Genomic DNA, 16565 nt, shown 5'->3' with positions numbered 1-16565 from the left:
GCGTATGCTTGCCTGATCCATATTGGGGTAGTCCTCTACCGGAGGGAGCAGGTCGATGTCAGACAGCACGGAGAATGACGGCCAGGGAATGATTGTGAATCCCAAGCCGACCGCCGAGAACCAGGACTGGGACGGCGACGACGCCGACCGCGCGGACCGGCTGCGCTTCGAGGAGGAGCAGGCAATGATCCGCGAGCAATCGGAAGCCCGTGCCGCCAAGGCCGCGGCGGACGCCAAGAAGGCAGAAGACGCCAAGAAGGAAGCCAGCTAGGCGCCGGTGGCCCCGCCGGCCCGCGCAGCGTCAACGCGTGCGGAGTCTTCCTTCACCCGGACCAGGAGGGACCGCGGGGCCACCCGGACGGTGACCGTCGTTGCTTCGCCCGACGGGTCGCCGTCGACCTGGGTCGGCATCGGTTCGGCGCACTTGATCACGATCTTGCCGGAACGGTAATACGTCATCACCGGCAGGTTCCGCTTGTGTTTGAGCACAATCTTCCAGTACATCGCCAGCCAGCCGATCGCGCTGCGCGGGCTCATCACCACCACGTCCAGCATGCCGTCGTCGATCATGGCCTGCGGGATGAAGTCGATGCCGCCGGGAATTAGGCCGCAGTTGGCGAACAGCACGCTGCGGATCTTCCGGGTCTGTTCCGGCTGGTCATCCAGGGCGATGGAGACCCGTTTACGCCGGCCGGGCAGGTGCCGGACGCCGGCCTCGGTGTAGGCCAGCCAGCCGACCGCTTTCTTGAGTCCGTCGTTGGTGTCGCTGACTACCTCGGCGTCCATGCCGATGCCGGCGATCACCAGGAAGGCATGCTCCGCGCTCTGGCCGGTGCGGGCGTTCTCCACCGTCATCCGGGCGGTGTCGATGAAGCGCTGGTGCCCGAACAGCGCGATCTCCACGCAGCCGTGCAGGTCCCCGATGTCGAGGTGGACGTTGCGGGCCAGCAGGTTCCCCGTGCCCAACGGAAGCAGCCCCATGGCCGTGTCCGTGTGCGCCAGGACGTCGGCCACCACCCGCACGGTACCGTCGCCGCCGCCCACCAGGACGACGTCGGCGCCGTACTCCACCGCCGCGCGGGCCTGGGAAAAGCCGGGGTCTTCAGCCGTCGTCTCGAAGAAGCGGGGCGCCTCCCAGCCGGCCGCGAGGCAGGCGCTCTCGACCAGGGCGCGCGCCTCGGCGGACCGGGATTTGATCGGGTTCAGCACCACCGCGACCCGCTGCTTGGCCAGTCCGGGGTTGTGCGTCTCTTCCCAGACGGCGCTGCGCATGTGGCGGGCCTTCAACCGGCGCACACCCCACCAGCTGGAGAGGGCAAAAACCAGGACTCCAGCGATGACGAGGTACAGCAGCCAGTCGCTCATATTGGTCCAACACTATCCCGCAGGCGGGACGCGGCAGGACTGCCGGAGGGCGGCCCCCGGATTCGATACCCTTATCAGGTGATCGACGTAAAAGACCTCAGCGAAAATCCGGACAAGTTCCGTGCCAGCCAGCGCGCCCGCGGCGCCGACGAATCCGTGGTGGACGCGATCATCGCCGCGGACGCGTCCCGGCGTGCGGCCCTGATCCGCTTCGAAAACCTGCGCGCGGAGCAGAACGCTTTCGGGAAGAAGGTCGCGCAGGCCAAGGGCGAGGAAAAGCAGGCCCTGCTCGCCGAGGTCAAGGTCCTTGCCGCGTCCGTGAAGGAGGCCTCCGCCGAGGCCGACGTCGCCCAGGCGGCCCAGGAGGAACTGCTGCGCGGCATCCCCAACCTGGTCGAAGAAGGCGTGCCGGCCGGCGGCGAGGACGACTACGTCGTGCTCAAGACGGTGGGGACGCCCCGCGAGTTCCCCGACTTCGAGCCCAGGGACCACCTGGAGATCGGCGAGCTGATCGGCGCGATCGACATGGAACGCGGCGCCAAGGTCTCCGGCTCGCGCTTCTACTTCCTGCGCGGCGTGGGCGCCCGGCTGGAGATGGCGCTGCTGCAGATGGCCATGGACCAGGCCATCGACGCCGGCTTCATCCCCATGATCACGCCGACGCTGGTCCGCCCGGAAACCATGCAGGGCACCGGTTTCGACGTCAAGCACGACGCCGAGATCTACCGCCTGGCCGAAGATGACCTGTACCTCGTCGGCACCTCCGAGGTGGCCCTCGCCGGCTACCACGCGGACGAGATCCTGGACCTGAGCGCCGGACCGGTCCGCTACGCCGGCCAGAGCTCCTGCTACCGCCGCGAGGCCGGCTCGCACGGCAAGGACACCCGCGGGATCATCCGCGTGCACCAGTTCAACAAGGTCGAGATGTTCATCTACACCACGGTCGAGGAGGCTGCCGCCGAGCACGCCCGCCTGCTGGCCTGGGAAGAGGAGATGCTGGCCAAGTGCGAGCTTCCCTACCGCGTCATCGACACCGCTGCGGGGGACCTTGGCACCTCGGCGGCGCGGAAGTTCGACTGCGAGGCCTGGGTCCCCACCCAGGGCGCCTACCGTGAGCTGACCTCCACCTCCAACTGCACCACCTTCCAGGCGCGCCGGCTCAACATCCGCGAACGCGTGGTGGGCGAGGACGGCGCCCCCAGGGGCACCCGCGCGGTTGCGACGCTCAACGGCACCCTGGCCACGACCCGCTGGATCGTGGCTCTCCTGGAGCACCACCAGAATGCCGACGGTTCGGTCAACGTCCCGGCGGCGCTGCAGAAGTACCTCGGCGGTATGACCGTCCTGCCCGTTCTCTAAGCACCCGCCGTCGGCAGCTGTTTACCGGAGCTTCACGCCGCCCTGTGGCGCGTGTCCTAGCAGCTGTCGGCGGTGTCTGCTCTACTTGTTGGATGACTACATTGACTGAAACCTCAGTCGCTGGCAACGATGACCAGCGAAGTGGAAACGAAAAAATGATGATCGCCCTGGACGTCGACGGTACCCTCGTCGACCACGACGGGCACATGTCCGTTCCCGTGCGGGAGGCTGCCCAGGCGGTCGTGGCGGCCGGGCACGAGGTGATGATCGCGACCGGCCGCTCGCTCAACGCGACGCTGCCCATCATCGAGCACATCGGCATCGAAAACGGCTACGCCGTGTGCTCCAACGGCGGCGTGACCCTGCGGGTGGACTCCGGCCTCGCCGACGGCTACCAGGTGCTGCACAAGGCGACGTTCGATCCGGGCCCCGCGCTGAGGGCCCTGCGCAAGCGCCTGCCCGCCGCGAAGTACGCACTGGAGGACGCGGACGGCAACTTCCTGTCCACCGAACGCTTCCAGGATGCCAGCTTCGGCGTCGAGGCGATCGGCGTCGACTTCCAGACCATGCTGGAGGCCACCGCCGTGCGCGTGGTCGTCTTCAGCTCGGACAACACCCCGGAGGAGTTCAACGCCGCCATCCGGCACGTCGGCCTCGCCGGCGTGACCTACTCGGTGGGCTGGACGGCCTGGCTGGACATCGCCGCCGCCGGCGTCACCAAGGCCAGCGCCCTCGAACAGCTGCGCGGGCGGCTCAGCATCGAGGCGCACCGCACGGTGGCGGTCGGCGACGGCCGCAACGATATCGAGATGCTCACCTGGGCCCGCCGCGGTGTCGCCATGGGACAGGCGCCGGCCGAGGTGATCGCCGCCGCCGACGAGGTCACCCACTCGGTGTTCGACGACGGCGCCGCGCACGTGCTGCGCAGCATCCTGCGTTAGCGGACCTCGAGGATCAGGGCCAGCAGCCGGGCCGCGGCCGGCCGGGCCGCGTGCTCTTCGTTCCACTGGGCCCGGGCGACAGCCTTGCTGACCGCCTGGGTGGTGATGCCGAGCTCCTCGGCCACGGCTTTCTGCTGGCCGCGGACCCCCGGGGTGAGCAGGTCCAGCACCCGCCACTCGGCGGCGCTGCGGTCGTGCACGATGTGGCCCAGCAGCCGCAGGACGGCCTCCGCTTCCGCGGCCAGGTCCGAGAACGGGCCCTCCACCGCCACCGGGATCCGCTCCTTGCTGTTGCGCAGCCGGTCCACGGCCCGCCGGGCATACACCAGGCCGTGGCCGGAAGCGTCCTTGATCTGATTGGGCAGCGGCTCGTTGACCGGGCCGACGCCGATCCCGACGTACCAGGCCCCGGTCCGCAACGCGATCAGGGCCGCGTCCACCGCCTGGCGCGGGCAGTCCACGATGCCCTGGACCTCATCTTCGACCGAGCGGTCGAAATCCAGGCGCGCAGGAATGTGCCGCAGGTCCTTGAGGAGCTGCGGCACACGGTCGCCGTCGCGCCGGCTGTCGGTTTGGTTGATGGTCAGCGTGAACATACTGGATGCCACACTACCGCCTTGTAAACGCAGGGCAAGTGCGGTCTCCGGGCGTGAAACTGCGGGAACGCGGGCGGCCTCCGGGGGCGCAGGCGCGCGGCGGGCTTGTCCCGGGACCCCGGCAGATGTTGCGATGGGGGTAGACGCTGCCGACGGCGGCACAGACCGGGCGGAGCACCTTCATGGCTGATGGGTTGGAACAGGGTACGGGCACGGCGGCGGGCACGGTGACGGCACCGCGGACTGCCGCGGAGCCTGCGGACGCGGCCGAGCTGGACCTGGTGGACCGGTGGTGGCGTGCCGCGAACTACCTGTCCGTGGGCCAGATCTACCTCCGCGGCAACCCGCTGCTGCGCGAACCGCTGCGGGCCGAGGACACCAAGTCCCGGCTGCTGGGCCACTGGGGCACGACGCCGGGATTGAACTTCATCTACTCCCACCTGAACCGGGTGATCCGCCGGGATTCGCAGGAGATGCTCTTCGTCGCCGGCCCGGGCCACGGCGGTCCCGCGGTGGTGGCCAACGCCTGGCTTGAGGGAACCTATTCGGAGATTTACAGCAACGTCGGTCCGGACGCCGACGGTCTCGCCGCGTTGTTCCGTCAGTTCTCCTACCCCGGCGGCATCCCCAGCCATGCCGCCCCGGAGACCCCGGGGTCCATCAACGAGGGCGGTGAACTCGGCTACTCGCTGGCGCACGCCTACGGCACCGTGTTCGACAACCCGCAGCTGGTCACCGCCGCCGTCATCGGCGACGGCGAAGCGGAGACCGGTCCCCTGGCGGCCAGCTGGCACTCGCATAACTTCCTGGATCCCGCCGCGGATGGTGCCGTGCTGCCGATCCTGCACCTGAACGGCTACAAGATCGCCAACCCCACGATTCTGGCGCGCATGCCCGAAGCCCAGCTGGAGCAGCTGCTGCGCGGCTACGGGCACACGCCGTACTTCGTGACCGTCGCGGACCCGGAGGACACCGCAACGGCCCACCGGGACTTCGCCGCCGTCCTTGACCAGTGCCTGGCGGACATCCGCGCCATCCAGGCAAACCACCGGGGAGCAACACCGGACGGGGACCCGCAGTCGGGCGGTGACGCGCCCGCCGCGGCGTGGCCGATGATCGTGCTCCGTTCGCCGAAGGGCTGGACCGGTCCGAAAACCGTCGACGGCCTGCAGGTCGAAGGCACCTGGCGCAGCCACCAGGTGCCCCTCGCTGAGGTGCGCACCAACTCCGAGCACCTGGCGCAGCTGGGCCGCTGGCTGGAGTCCTACCGCCCGGAGGAACTCTTCGACGACGGCGGCCGGCTCAGGTCCGACGTCGCCGCCAACGCCCCCGACGGGGACCTGCGGATGAGCGCCACCCCGCACGCCAACGGCGGCGTCCTGCTGCGCGACCTGCGGCTCCCGCGCTACGCCGACCACGCCGTCGCCGTCGCCGAACCGGGCCGGGAACGGGTCAGCGCCATGGTCACCCTCGGCGGCTGGCTGCGGGACGTGATAGCGCTCAACCCCGAAACCTTCCGTCTGTTCGGCCCGGACGAGACGGCGTCGAACCGGCTGCAGGACGTTTACGAGGTCACGGACAAGGTCTGGCAGTACCGGATCGAGGAGCTCGACGAGCACCTCGCCCGCGCCGGCCGCGTCATGGAAGTGCTCAGCGAACACCTCTGCCAGGGCTGGCTGGAGGGCTACCTGCTGACCGGCCGGCACGGGGTTTTCAGCTGCTACGAAGCCTTCATCCACATCGTCGATTCGATGTTCAACCAGCACGCCAAGTGGCTCAAGGTGCACCGCGAGCTGCCGTGGCGCCAGCCCGTGGCGTCGCTGAACTACGTGCTCTCCTCGCACGTCTGGCAGCAGGACCACAACGGCTTCTCGCACCAGGACCCGGGCTTCATCGACCACGCCGTGAACAAGAAGTCCGAGGTTATCCGGGTCTACCTGCCGCCGGACGCCAACACCCTGCTCTCGGTGATGGAGCACTGCCTGGGCTCCCGGGACTACGTCAACATCGTTGTCAGCGGCAAGCAGCCCTCGCCCACCTGGCTGGGGCCCGACGACGCGGCGCACCACTGCCGGCGGGGACTGGGGATCTGGGAATTCGCCGGCTCCGAGGTCCCGGGGGAGGAGCCCGACGTCGTCCTGGCGTGCGCGGGCGACGTGCCCACGGTGGAGACCGTGGCCGCGGCGGAACTGCTCAGGGAGGGCGCGCCCGGGCTGAAGATCCGGGTGGTGAACGTGGTGGACCTGATGCGGCTGCAGGACGCCGCCGAGCACCCGCATGGCCTGTCATCCCGTGACTTTGACGGCATCTTCACTGCCGACAGGCCGATCATTTTCGCCTACCACGGCTACCCGTCGCTGATCCACCGGCTGGCCTACCGCCGCACCAACCAGGAAGGCCTGCACGTGCGCGGCTACAAGGAGGAGGGCACCACCACGACGCCGTTCGACATGGCGATGCTCAACGGGATCGACCGGTTCCAGCTCGCCATCGACGCGATCGACCGGGTGCCGGGGCTGGCGGAGCGGCACTCGCTGCTGCGCCAGTCGCTGCAGGACCGCCGCATCCGGGCGCACAACCACACCCGGGAGTTCGGCGAGGACGCGAAGGAGATCAGCGGCTGGACCCTCGGAGCCGGCTAGCTGTGCGGCCAGCCCGCCGAGGGGCAGGTGGATCCAGCCCTCCGAGCGCGCGGCCCGGGCGTGGCCCGCGTCCGGGCGCAGGCTCCGGCCGAGGGCCACCGCGCGGGCGGTGAGCGAGGCGATGAGGGCGTCGAACAGGTCGTCGCTGCCGGCCAGCCGGTCCTCGTGGCCGGCCAGGTCCAGCCAGGGCGCCGCCTGCTGCAGCGCGCCGACGAGATCGCCCAGCCGCTGCGCCTCCGCCCCGCCGCGGCCCTTGTAGCCGCGGGCCAGCAGGCCCCAGGACTTCAGGGACGCCGCCGGGTAGACCTCCGCCAGCCGGCCGCTGCCGTCCCTGCCCTGCGGTCCGTGGACCTGGGCGATCTTGGCCTGGATGACGGCGCACCGCATCGCCGGGTGGGCCAGCCGGTCGGCCGAGACGCTCAGCGGTATCAGCCCGGTCCGGGCCGTCACGAACCGGTCAGTGTCCCGATAGGCGAGCAGCCTTCGGCCCTCGATGCCGTCGTAGTCCAGGACAGGGTGGCTGTCGCCGGCGCCGTGCCCGGCGATGAAGGGCAGGAACGCGTCCGGCCAGCCCACCGGGCAGTCGATCCCGGTCATCTCGCAGGTGCCGAAGAGGCGCAGGATCTCGTCGTCGTCGACGCCAAGGTCCAGGTGGGCGAGCCTCCCGGCGCCGTCACCCCACTCGACGACGGCGGCCGCGGTCTTCTTCGTGGCCGCGGCCAGGTCTACCCCGAGGGTCCGCATGCTTAGACCGCGCGGTAGCGGAGCGCGCCGGGGATCCCACCGTCGTCGTCGAGTCCCTCTCGGGACGCGAAACGGGCCCAGAGGGCGCGCAGCGCCTTGCCCGGGACATTGATGTCCTCCCAGCTGGCTCCCTCGAGCAGTCCCGCCCCGGCCCAGGTCCGTTCGTCACCGAAGAGCAGGGGCAGGTCCACGGTGTGCGCGGCGCCGTACCTGTTTCCCGGCGCGGCCCAGGAGAGCACGTAACTGTGGGCCCGGCCGCCGGCCTGCACGTGGCGCCGCGCGAACCGCCTGGCCGCCCGGCCGTACACCGCCTCGGTCACCGCCCGGCTGACGGCACTGACGACGGCGGGTCCGAGGACCGGGACCGCGGCCACACGGCTCAGGGCGCGGTTGCGGGGCAGGAACATCCGGGCCTCCTCCGAGGTGTGCCCGATCAGCACCTCGATCCCGGGGGCCGTGGCGTTCCAGGCGTCATCAATGCCGGACTCCGGCGGCAGGGGCGCATGCCCGTACTGGATGCCGAACGGCATGGCCGCGATCAGACCGAACTTCCGGGCCGCCTGGGAGACACGCTCCTCGGCGTCGACCACCTCCATCGCCGGGGTGTCTTCGGTGACGGCTTCCGCCGCGGCGCCCATGGCGCGGCTCATCTTCTCCCGGCCGCGGGTGATGCCCAGCGGCGCGCTCTGGATGATGGCCCGCTGGAAGAGGGAGGGCGCCTCCGGCGTCGCCATCAGGTGGGCGACGGCGTCGCCGCCGGCGGACTGCCCGAACGCGGTGACCCGTCCCGGGTCGCCGCCAAAGGCTCCGATGTTGCGCTGCACCCAGCGGAGCGCCTCGAGCTGGTCCAGCAGTCCGAGGTTGGCCGGCCGGCCGGAGGCCGTGGACAGGTAGCCGAAGAGGCCCAGCCGGTAGGTCACGGACACCACGATGACGCGGTTTTCGGTCACCAGGGCCGTGGGGTCGAAGATCGCCAAGTCGCCGGAACCGGAGGTGTAGGAGCCGCCGTGCAGCCACACCATGACCGGCACGCGTTCGTCCGTGCGCAGGCCCGTCGGCATCGTGATGGAGAGTCGCTGGCAGTCCTCACTGCCCGGCAGCTCCCCGTAGCGGGTGCCCAGGATGTCGTCGAGGAACGGAACCGGCGCCTGCGGGCAAGCCGGGGCGGGCGACGTGGCCGCGAGGGTCTCGGTCCGGTCGGGGGCGGGGGCCGGCGGGCGGAACCGCGCGGCGGTGGCGTACGGGATCCCGGTGGCCCGCAGGACGTCGCCGTCCCGCCATCCGGTGACCCGGCCGCAGGGCGGGCTAAAACTTGGTTCGGGATTCACGGATCAACGATTTCACATTTTCCTGACCCGCGGCTGGCAAAGCGCGAACGTACACTTGAGGCCCCGGAATCCGCGGATTCCAGGGCCTCAAGTGTACGTTCGCGCTGTGGGGGACTAGTGTCCGGCGCCGGGGACGAAGCGCTTGATCGAGGCTTCGAGCTCGGCTTCGGCGGCGGCGCGGTCGCCCCAGCCCTCGGCCTTGACCCACTTGCCGGGCTCCAGGTCCTTGTACCGGGTGAAGAAGTGCTCGATTTCCTTGATCAGGAACTCGTTGACGTCACTGATCTCGTTGATGTGGTCGAAACGGGCGTCGGCCGGCACGCAGAGGACCTTGGCGTCCCCGCCGCCGTCGTCGGTCATGTTGAACACGCCGATCGGGCGGGCCTCGACGATCACGCCGGGGTAGAGGTCGAAGTCCTGCAGGAGTACCAGGGCGTCCAGCGGGTCGCCGTCCTCGCCCAGGGTGTTCTCGAAGAAGCCGTAGTGCGTGGGGTACTGCATGGAGGTGAACAGGACGCGGTCCAGGCGGACGCGGCCGGTCTCGTGGTCGACTTCGTACTTGACGCGTGATCCCTTGGGGATCTCGATGGTCACGTCATGCTTCATGGAATGCTCCTCGACGGATTCAGGGGGTGCGCGGCACACGTGGCGTCCGGAAAAGTGGTGCCGGTGCCGCCGACTATTATTGAGGATATAGCGACAGGCCCTGGTTTCAGGAACTAGCGGGGACATTTCCGAACGAAGGACCAGCAGCAGCATGAAACGCAGGAAGGGCCCCGGGGGCACGGCCCAGGAGCCCGGAAGCTTCGGGCGGATCCTCGCGATGCTGCTCCCGGCCCTGCTGATTGCCGCGCTCGCCGTTCCCGCCGGCGCGGCCCTCAGCCCCGGATTCCTCGGCCCGCCGGCGCCCCCGGAACCCGTGGCCGCCGGCCCCTGGCAGCAGACACCGGCGACTCTCAGCTCCGCCGGCACCGCCGGAAAGTCGGCCGTCCTGCAGCCGCTCAGCGGGACGGCCCCAATGCCCGACGCCGCTGTCCTCGCCGCCAAACTCACGGCAACGCTCAAGGCCGACGGCGCCGGGTCCTTTAGCGGCGTGGTGCAGGACGCCGTCACGGGCAAGGTGCTCTTCGACCGGTCCGGCGACGAACTGCGCGCCCCCGCCTCCAACATCAAGCTGCTCACCGCCGCCGCCGCCCTCCGCACGATGGGCCCGGAAACGCGGTTCAGCACCAAGGCCGTGGCCGGGCCAACCCCGGGCAGCATCGTCCTGACCGGCGGGGGAGACGTGCTGCTGGGCGCGGGCGACTCCGCGCCGGACGCCGTCCTGGGCCACGCCGGCCTGGCCACCCTGGCGCGGTCCACCGTCCGGGCGCTGCAGCAGGCCGGTGTCACCAAGCGGGTCAGGGTGCTGCTGGACGATTCGCTGTTCAGCGGGCCGGCCCTCAACCCGGCCTGGAGCCCGGAAGACGTGGCGGCAGGGGAAGTGGCCCCGCTGTTCCCGCTGGCCCTGAACTCGGCGCGCTATGACCCGGATGTCACCGTCGGCCCGCGCCCACGGGATGCGGCCCTGACCGCCGCGCAGGCCTTCGTGGACCGGCTCTCCGCCGCCGGGGCCACCGTGGCGGCCGGCGTGGACCGCGCCCCCGCGCCGCAGACGCCGTCCCCGGCGCCTGCAAAGCCCGAAGCAACGGAGCCGCCCCGCACTGCGGAGCCCGGCACGGAGTCCGACGGAGCCCAGGGCTGGCAGCCGGGCGCGGTCCTGGCCGAGGTCCAGTCCGCCACCGTCGGCCAGCAGGTGGACCTGATGCTGCGCACCTCGGACAACTACCTCGCCGAGGTGCTGGGCCGGATGGTGGCGGCCGCGGAGGGGAAACCGGCCAGCAATGACGGCGCCGTCGCCGCCGTGCTGCAGCAGCTGGAGGAGCTGAAAATTCCCGCGGCCACGCTCCGGGCGGCCGACCTGGCCGGTCTGACGCTCGCCAACAAGGTCTCGGCGCGGCAGCTGTCCGCCGTCGTCCGCGCCATGACGAGCGGCCCGGACACCCGCCTCCGGTCCGCGCTGGCCGGGTTCCCGGTGGCCGGGCTGACCGGGACGCTGGATAGCCGTTACACGGACTCCACTACCGCCGGAGGCGCAGGCCTGGTCCGGGCCAAGACCGGCACCCTGAACACCGTGATCGCGCTTAGCGGTTACGTCGTCGACGCCGACGGCCGGCTGTTGGTCTTCTCCTTCATCGGCAACGGCCTCACCCCCGGCGCCGCCGGCAACAAGGTGGCCCTGGACCGGGCCGCCTCTATCCTCGCCGGCTGCGGCTGCCGCTAAGGCCGGCCGGCACCGGCGGCCCGCCGGCCGCCCCACAGGCCGCCCACGGATTAAGGCGCAATCCCGGCCCGCTGTGATCTGATGGGGGTTATGGAGTCCTCTTCGCGCGAGACGTCAGCAGAGTCGAAAGCCCGGGCCCAGGCCCTGATCAACTGGGAGCTCGCCGCGTCCACGGCCGCGCGGCTCACCCCGCCCGGTCCGGTGCTCAGCGCCGGGGAGATCGGCGCCGCCGTCGACAACCTGCGCCTGATGGCGGACATCTCCGTGCCGCACGTCCACGACATCACCCGGCTTGAGGCGGCGCGCGACCTGCGCGACTCCTCCGTTCTGGTGGTGGACCGGGCGTCATGGGCAAAGGCAAACACGCAGAGCTTCGCCGTGATGCTCCAGCCCGCGATTGAAAAGATGCTTGAGGGCCGGCGCGGGACGGTCGGCCCGGGCGCCGCAAGCGTCAGCGGTGCGATCACCGGCGGCCAGCTGGGCGCGATCCTGGCGTTTCTCTCCAGCAAGGTCCTCGGCCAGTACGACCCGTTCGCCGCGCTGGCCCCGAACTCCACCGCCCCCGCCGCCGGCCGGCTGCTGCTGGTGGCCCCCAACATCATCTCGGTCGAACGCGAGCTCAACGTCGCGCCCGAAGACTTCCGGCTCTGGGTGTGCCTGCACGAACAGACCCACCGCGTGCAGTTCGCCGCTGCCCCGTGGCTGCGCCACCACATGCTGGACCAGATCGAGGGCCTCAGCGGACACCTGCTCGGCAACGTCGATTCGATCATGGAACGCGCCGCGGCGGCCGCGAAATCCCTCAAGGACCGCTCAGCGCCCGGGTCCGCCCCGGGCCGGGGAGCCATCCTCGACCTGCTGCAGGACCCGGAGGAGAGGGCCGCGATCTCGCACCTCACCGCCGTCATGAGCCTGCTCGAGGGCCACGCCAATGTGGTCATGGATGCGGTGGATGCCAGCATCGTCCCCTCGGTCAAGACCATCCGGCAGCGGTTCAACGCCCGCGGCAAGGACCGCGGGGCGGTCGAGAAGTTCATCCGCAGCCTGCTGGGCCTCGACGCGAAGATGCGCCAGTACAGCGACGGCTCGAAATTCGTCCGCCAAGTGGTCGACGCCGCCGGGATGGACGGGTTCAACCGGGTCTGGGAAGAAGCCGGCCACCTGCCCACCGAGCCCGAGATCCACGACCCGAAGTTGTGGCTCGAGCGGATGGGCCTCTAGCCCGTGCCGGACACCACCGGCCCCGGCCTGCCGGCAGCGTCCGGAGCACGACGGCGGCCCGGCCGGCTGGCGCCCGTCGTCGGCAAGGCGCGGAAGCTGCTCCGGGACGCGCTCGCCGGCGCCGGCTACCCCGAACGGGTGCTCGTGGCCTGCAGCGGCGGCCCGGACTCGCTCGCGCTCGCAGCCGTTGCCGCCTACTTCGCCCGCCGCGGCCACGTCGACGGACACCCCGTCTCCATCGGCGCCGTCGTGGTGGACCACCGGCTGCAGCCCGGCTCCGCCGACGTGGCCGCGGCCACCGCCGAGGTGCTCCGCGGCCTGGGCCTCGACCCGGTCCAGGTCAGGACCGTCGACGTCGCGCCCACCGGGATGGGGCCTGAAGCCGCCGCCCGGGACGCCCGCCACGCAGCCCTCGACGCCGCCGCCGACGACACCGGGGCCGACGCCATCCTGCTCGGCCACACCCTGGACGACCAGGCAGAGCAGGTCCTGCTGGGCCTGGCCCGCGGCTCGGGCACCCGCTCGCTCGCGGGCATGCGGCCGGTCCGCGGCCGCCTCATGCGGCCGTTCCTGGAACTGCGCCGGGCCGAGACCCTCGACATCTGCGCCGCTGAAGGGCTGGACCCGTGGCACGACCCGAGCAACCAGGACCCCGCCTTCGCCCGGTCCCGGACCCGGGTGGAGGTGCTGCCCATGCTGGAAGACAAGCTCGGTCCCGGCGTCGCGGAGTCGCTCGCCAGGACCGCATCCATCCTGCAACTGGACGCCGACTACCTCGAGGATGTGGCCAACACCACGTACCTGCGCCTGCAGGAATGGTCCGGCGCGGAGCTCAGCCTGCCCGAGGCCGGGCTGCGCGAGCTGCCGGCGGCGATCAGGTTCCGCGTAATCGCGAAGGCCGCCGCCGCCGTCGGCGGGCAACAGCCCAGCTACAAGCGGCTGCTGGCCGCCGAGGCGCTGCTGCGCCGGCAGGGATCGGCGGGGCCGGTGGAGCTGCCCGGCGGCGTGAGCGTCTACCGGCTCTCGCTCGCCCAGCTGTCCGCGGCGGAGCGCTCCGGCCCAGGCGGCGTTCCCCGAGAGGGCGCCCGCTGTGGGAAGCTTGTATTCCGGCCTCAAAAGCCGCCCCAAGAATAGCCGCACCCGCATCTACACAGGAGCCATTCGTGGATTCAAACGACGTCCAGGCAGACCTCAAGCACGTTCTGTACTCGAAGGAGCAGATCCGGACCCGGATCACCGAGCTGGCTGCCCAGATCGACAAGGACTACGAGGGCCGCGAGCTGCTGATCGTCGGCGTGCTCAAGGGCGCGGTCATGGTCATGGCCGACCTGGCCCGGGCACTGCACAGCCACGTGTCGATGGACTGGATGGCCGTCTCCTCCTACGGCTCCGGCACGCAGTCCTCCGGCGTGGTTCGGATCCTCAAGGACCTTGACACCGACCTGCTGGGCAAGCACGTCCTCATCGTCGAGGACATCATCGACTCCGGCCTGACGCTGTCCTGGCTCAAGACCAACCTGGAGTCCCGCGGCCCCGCCTCCGTGGAAATCTGCACCGCTTTCCGCAAGCCCACCGCCGCCAAGGTCCAGATCGACGTCAAGTACGTCGGCTACGACATCCCGAACGAGTTCGTCGTCGGCTACGGCCTGGACTACGCCGAGAAGTACCGCAACCTGGACTTCGTGGGCACCCTGGCCCCGCACGTCTACGAATAAACCGGAGGCCGGCCGCCCCGGCGGCCCTCCCGCCGGCGTCGGAACCAGGCCGCCCGCACGCGGGACCGCGGCTCCCGGACGCCCGGGCCGCCTGCCTGTTCCGCGGCCGCCCGGCGCCCCGCTACGCCCACAGGGAACTTTTGCCCCTGACCGTGCGTGAGTCTGTGCGACGGTGTATAGCTATAACCTGACGCAGCACCACACGCGCGCAGAACGGTCGCCGTGCAGCACTACCAGGAGGGACGGGGCCAGCCCCCGATCAGATGAAAGCTAAGAGTTTCTTCAAGGGCCCGGGCATCTGGATTGTCGTTGTTATCGGCATGCTCCTGCTGGCCTTTGCCACGCTCGCCCCGGGCGGCTCGGTGCGGATCGACACTGATGCCGGCCTCGCGCAGCTGTCCTCCGGCAAGGTCGAACAGGCCAAGATTTTCGACGCCGAGAACCGCGTGGACCTGGTCCTGAAGGACGACTTCCAGATGGACGGCCAGAACAAGGGCAAAAACGTCCAGTTCTACTTCGTCAACGCCCGCGCTGAGGACGTCGTCAAGGCCGTGACCGCGGCGAAGCCGCCGAGCGGTTTCACCGACCAGCCTGTCGAGAGCAACTGGTTCTCCGGGCTGTTCTCCCTGCTGGTCCCCGTGCTGCTGCTGGGCGTCCTCTTCTGGTTCCTCCTCTCCCGCATGCAGGGCGGCGGTTCCAAGGTCATGCAGTTCGGCAAGTCCAAGGCCAAGATGGTCAACAAGGACATGCCGCAGGTGACCTTCAGCGACGTCGCCGGCGCCGACGAGGCCGTTGAGGAACTCCAGGAGATCAAGGAATTCCTCCAGGAACCCGCTAAATTCCAGGCCGTCGGGGCCAAGATCCCCAAGGGCGTGCTGCTCTACGGCCCTCCCGGCACCGGCAAGACGCTGCTGGCCCGCGCTGTCGCCGGTGAGGCCGGGGTACCGTTCTTCTCCATCTCCGGCTCCGACTTCGTGGAGATGTTCGTCGGTGTCGGCGCCTCCCGCGTCCGCGACCTCTTCGAGCAGGCCAAGGCGAACTCGCCGGCCATCATCTTCGTCGATGAGATCGACGCCGTCGGCCGCCACCGCGGCGCCGGCATCGGCGGCGGCAACGACGAGCGCGAGCAGACCCTCAACCAGCTGCTGGTCGAGATGGACGGCTTCGACGTCAAGACCAACGTCATCCTGATCGCAGCGACGAACCGCCCGGACGTGCTCGACCCGGCCCTGCTGCGCCCCGGCCGCTTCGACCGCCAGATCTCGGTCGAAGCCCCGGACCTGATCGGCCGCGACCAGATCCTCAAGGTCCACGCCAAGGGCAAGCCCATGGCTCCCGGCGTCGACCTGAAAGCCGTGGCGAAGAAGACCCCCGGCTACACCGGCGCGGACCTGGCCAACGTCCTGAACGAGGCCGCGCTGCTCACGGCCCGCTCCAACGCCAACCTGATCGATGACCGGGCGCTGGACGAGGCGATCGACCGTGTCATGGCCGGCCCGCAGAAGCGCAGCCGGGTCATGAAGGAACACGAGCGCAAGGTCACCGCCTACCACGAGGGCGGCCACGCCCTGGTCGCCGCGGCGCTGCGCAACTCCGCGCCGGTCACCAAGATCACCATCCTGCCGCGCGGGCGCGCCCTCGGCTACACCATGGTGGTCCCGGAGAACGACAAGTACTCCGTGACCCGCAACGAACTGCTGGACCAGATGGCCTACGCCATGGGCGGCCGGGTCGCCGAAGAACTCGTCTTCCACGACCCGTCCACCGGTGCCTCGAACGACATCGAGAAGGCCACCGGCATCGCCCGCAAGATGGTCACCGAGTTCGGCATGAGTGAGCGCGTGGGCGCCGTGCGGCTCGGCCAGGGCGGCGGCGAGCCGTTCCTGGGCCGCGACGCCGGCCACGAGCGTAACTACTCGGACCAGATCGCCTACGTCGTGGACGAGGAAGTGCGCCGCCTGATCGAGGGCGCCCACGACGAGGCGTACGCGATCCTCACCGAGAACCGCGACATCCTGGACCGCCTCGCGGTGGAACTGCTCGAACGCGAGACGCTGAACCAGAACGAGATCGCGCAGGTCTTCTCGGACATCCGCAAGCGCGACTTCCGCGAGATCTGGCTGTCGAAGGAAAGCCGCCCCATCCTGGGTGTCGGTCCGGTGGAATCCCGCCGCGAGAAGGCCGAACGCGAGGCCCAGGAGGAAGCCAAGGAAGCCCGGCTCGAGGAGCCGCTGGATACCCGCCCGCCGCACGCCCAGGGCGTGCCCGGACAGGAGTCCTTCCAGGAGGGCGTTACGGATATCGGGCCTGACGTCCATCCCGGCTAGGCTT

At 70.1% G+C, this 16565-nt stretch carries 13 protein-coding genes and 1 pseudogene; 9 read left to right on the top strand and 5 right to left on the bottom strand.

Annotation, left to right across the window (positions count from 1 at the left end; genetic code table 11):
• The first annotated feature begins 55 nt into the window (after positions 1-55).
• Positions 56-271 (top strand): hypothetical protein, encoded by a 216-nt coding sequence (locus tag ACTWLI_RS05460; RefSeq protein ID WP_445155643.1) that lies wholly within the window; start codon positions 56-58, stop codon positions 269-271.
• On the opposite strand, the gene ACTWLI_RS05455 is transcribed toward ACTWLI_RS05460, so the two are convergent.
• The gene (locus ACTWLI_RS05455) at positions 268-1365 is read right to left on the bottom strand and encodes a diacylglycerol/lipid kinase family protein (RefSeq protein ID WP_445155642.1); all 1098 of its coding nucleotides are present in this window, start codon (positions 1363-1365) and stop codon (positions 268-270) included. The two genes, ACTWLI_RS05460 and ACTWLI_RS05455, sit on opposite strands and share 4 nt — an antisense overlap.
• Before the next feature lie 78 nt (positions 1366-1443).
• On the opposite strand from ACTWLI_RS05455, the gene serS reads away from it, so the two are divergent.
• Complete coding sequence (gene serS / locus ACTWLI_RS05450; protein WP_445155641.1) at positions 1444-2724, top strand: serine--tRNA ligase; 1281 nt, start codon at positions 1444-1446, stop codon at positions 2722-2724.
• Positions 2725-2816: 92 nt separating this feature from the next.
• A complete protein-coding gene (locus ACTWLI_RS05445) occupies positions 2817-3665 on the top strand; it encodes an HAD family hydrolase (RefSeq protein ID WP_445155640.1) in 849 nt (282 codons plus the stop codon).
• On the opposite strand, the gene ACTWLI_RS05440 is transcribed toward ACTWLI_RS05445, so the two are convergent.
• The gene (locus tag ACTWLI_RS05440; RefSeq protein WP_445156128.1) at positions 3662-4261 is read right to left on the bottom strand and encodes a hypothetical protein; all 600 of its coding nucleotides are present in this window, start codon (positions 4259-4261) and stop codon (positions 3662-3664) included. The two genes, ACTWLI_RS05445 and ACTWLI_RS05440, sit on opposite strands and share 4 nt — an antisense overlap.
• A 182-nt stretch (positions 4262-4443) precedes the next feature.
• Here ACTWLI_RS05440 and ACTWLI_RS05435 point away from each other — a divergent pair, with 182 nt between their 5' ends.
• Positions 4444-6903 carry a phosphoketolase family protein gene (locus tag ACTWLI_RS05435; protein WP_445155639.1) on the top strand — a complete coding sequence of 820 codons (2460 nt, stop codon included), beginning with the start codon at positions 4444-4446 and terminating at the stop codon, positions 6901-6903.
• A 132-nt stretch (positions 6904-7035) separates the two neighbouring features.
• Here the strand turns inward: ACTWLI_RS05435 and ACTWLI_RS05430 are convergent.
• The 3 genes and pseudogenes from ACTWLI_RS05430 to ACTWLI_RS05420 all read right to left on the bottom strand — a co-directional run.
• A pseudogene (locus ACTWLI_RS05430) lies at positions 7036-7647 on the bottom strand (DUF429 domain-containing protein); the annotation flags it as partial.
• Positions 7648-7649: 2 nt separating this feature from the next.
• Positions 7650-8975: a carboxylesterase family protein gene (locus ACTWLI_RS05425; RefSeq protein ID WP_445155638.1), complete on the bottom strand. Its 1326-nt coding sequence runs from the start codon at positions 8973-8975 to the stop codon at positions 7650-7652.
• Positions 8976-9089: 114 nt separating this feature from the next.
• On the bottom strand, positions 9090-9581 hold the full coding sequence (locus tag ACTWLI_RS05420) for an inorganic diphosphatase (RefSeq protein ID WP_056736593.1): 492 nt from the start codon (positions 9579-9581) through the stop codon (positions 9090-9092).
• 151 nt (positions 9582-9732) lie between these two features.
• Here ACTWLI_RS05420 and dacB point away from each other — a divergent pair, with 151 nt between their 5' ends.
• From dacB to ftsH, 5 genes are all read left to right on the top strand, one after another.
• The gene (gene dacB, locus ACTWLI_RS05415; protein WP_445155637.1) at positions 9733-11298 is read left to right on the top strand and encodes a D-alanyl-D-alanine carboxypeptidase/D-alanyl-D-alanine endopeptidase; all 1566 of its coding nucleotides are present in this window, start codon (positions 9733-9735) and stop codon (positions 11296-11298) included.
• Positions 11299-11388: 90 nt separating this feature from the next.
• Positions 11389-12519 (top strand): zinc-dependent metalloprotease, encoded by a 1131-nt coding sequence (locus ACTWLI_RS05410; protein WP_445155636.1) that lies wholly within the window; start codon positions 11389-11391, stop codon positions 12517-12519.
• A 96-nt stretch (positions 12520-12615) separates the two neighbouring features.
• The gene (gene tilS, locus ACTWLI_RS05405; RefSeq protein ID WP_445156127.1) at positions 12616-13653 is read left to right on the top strand and encodes a tRNA lysidine(34) synthetase TilS; all 1038 of its coding nucleotides are present in this window, start codon (positions 12616-12618) and stop codon (positions 13651-13653) included.
• Between the two features lie 29 nt (positions 13654-13682).
• Entirely contained in the window at positions 13683-14234 is a 552-nt protein-coding gene (hpt, locus tag ACTWLI_RS05400) for a hypoxanthine phosphoribosyltransferase (protein WP_445155635.1), read from the top strand.
• A gap of 263 nt (positions 14235-14497) precedes the next feature.
• Positions 14498-16561 carry an ATP-dependent zinc metalloprotease FtsH gene (gene ftsH, locus ACTWLI_RS05395; protein WP_445155634.1) on the top strand — a complete coding sequence of 688 codons (2064 nt, stop codon included), beginning with the start codon at positions 14498-14500 and terminating at the stop codon, positions 16559-16561.
• Positions 16562-16565 lie beyond the last annotated feature (4 nt).

Source organism: Arthrobacter sp. Hor0625 (genome assembly GCF_052567525.1).
Note: the sequence above shows the minus strand (reverse complement) of the source record. Positions and strands in the feature narration are given on the sequence as shown.

What these genes read in the sequence shown, in the direction of transcription:
- ACTWLI_RS05460 (WP_445155643.1), top strand. Translation starts at nt 56, where the DNA reads ATGTCAGACAGCACGGAGAATGACGGCCAGGGAATGATTGTGAATCCC.
- ACTWLI_RS05455 (WP_445155642.1), bottom strand. Translation starts at nt 1,365, where the DNA reads ATGAGCGACTGGCTGCTGTACCTCGTCATCGCTGGAGTCCTGGTTTTT.
- ACTWLI_RS05445 (WP_445155640.1), top strand. Translation starts at nt 2,817, where the DNA reads ATGACTACATTGACTGAAACCTCAGTCGCTGGCAACGATGACCAGCGA.
- ACTWLI_RS05440 (WP_445156128.1), bottom strand. Translation starts at nt 4,261, where the DNA reads ATGTTCACGCTGACCATCAACCAAACCGACAGCCGGCGCGACGGCGAC.
- ACTWLI_RS05435 (WP_445155639.1), top strand. Translation starts at nt 4,444, where the DNA reads ATGGCTGATGGGTTGGAACAGGGTACGGGCACGGCGGCGGGCACGGTG.
- ACTWLI_RS05420 (WP_056736593.1), bottom strand. Translation starts at nt 9,581, where the DNA reads ATGAAGCATGACGTGACCATCGAGATCCCCAAGGGATCACGCGTCAAG.
- dacB (WP_445155637.1), top strand. Translation starts at nt 9,733, where the DNA reads ATGAAACGCAGGAAGGGCCCCGGGGGCACGGCCCAGGAGCCCGGAAGC.
- ACTWLI_RS05410 (WP_445155636.1), top strand. Translation starts at nt 11,389, where the DNA reads ATGGAGTCCTCTTCGCGCGAGACGTCAGCAGAGTCGAAAGCCCGGGCC.
- ftsH (WP_445155634.1), top strand. Translation starts at nt 14,498, where the DNA reads ATGAAAGCTAAGAGTTTCTTCAAGGGCCCGGGCATCTGGATTGTCGTT.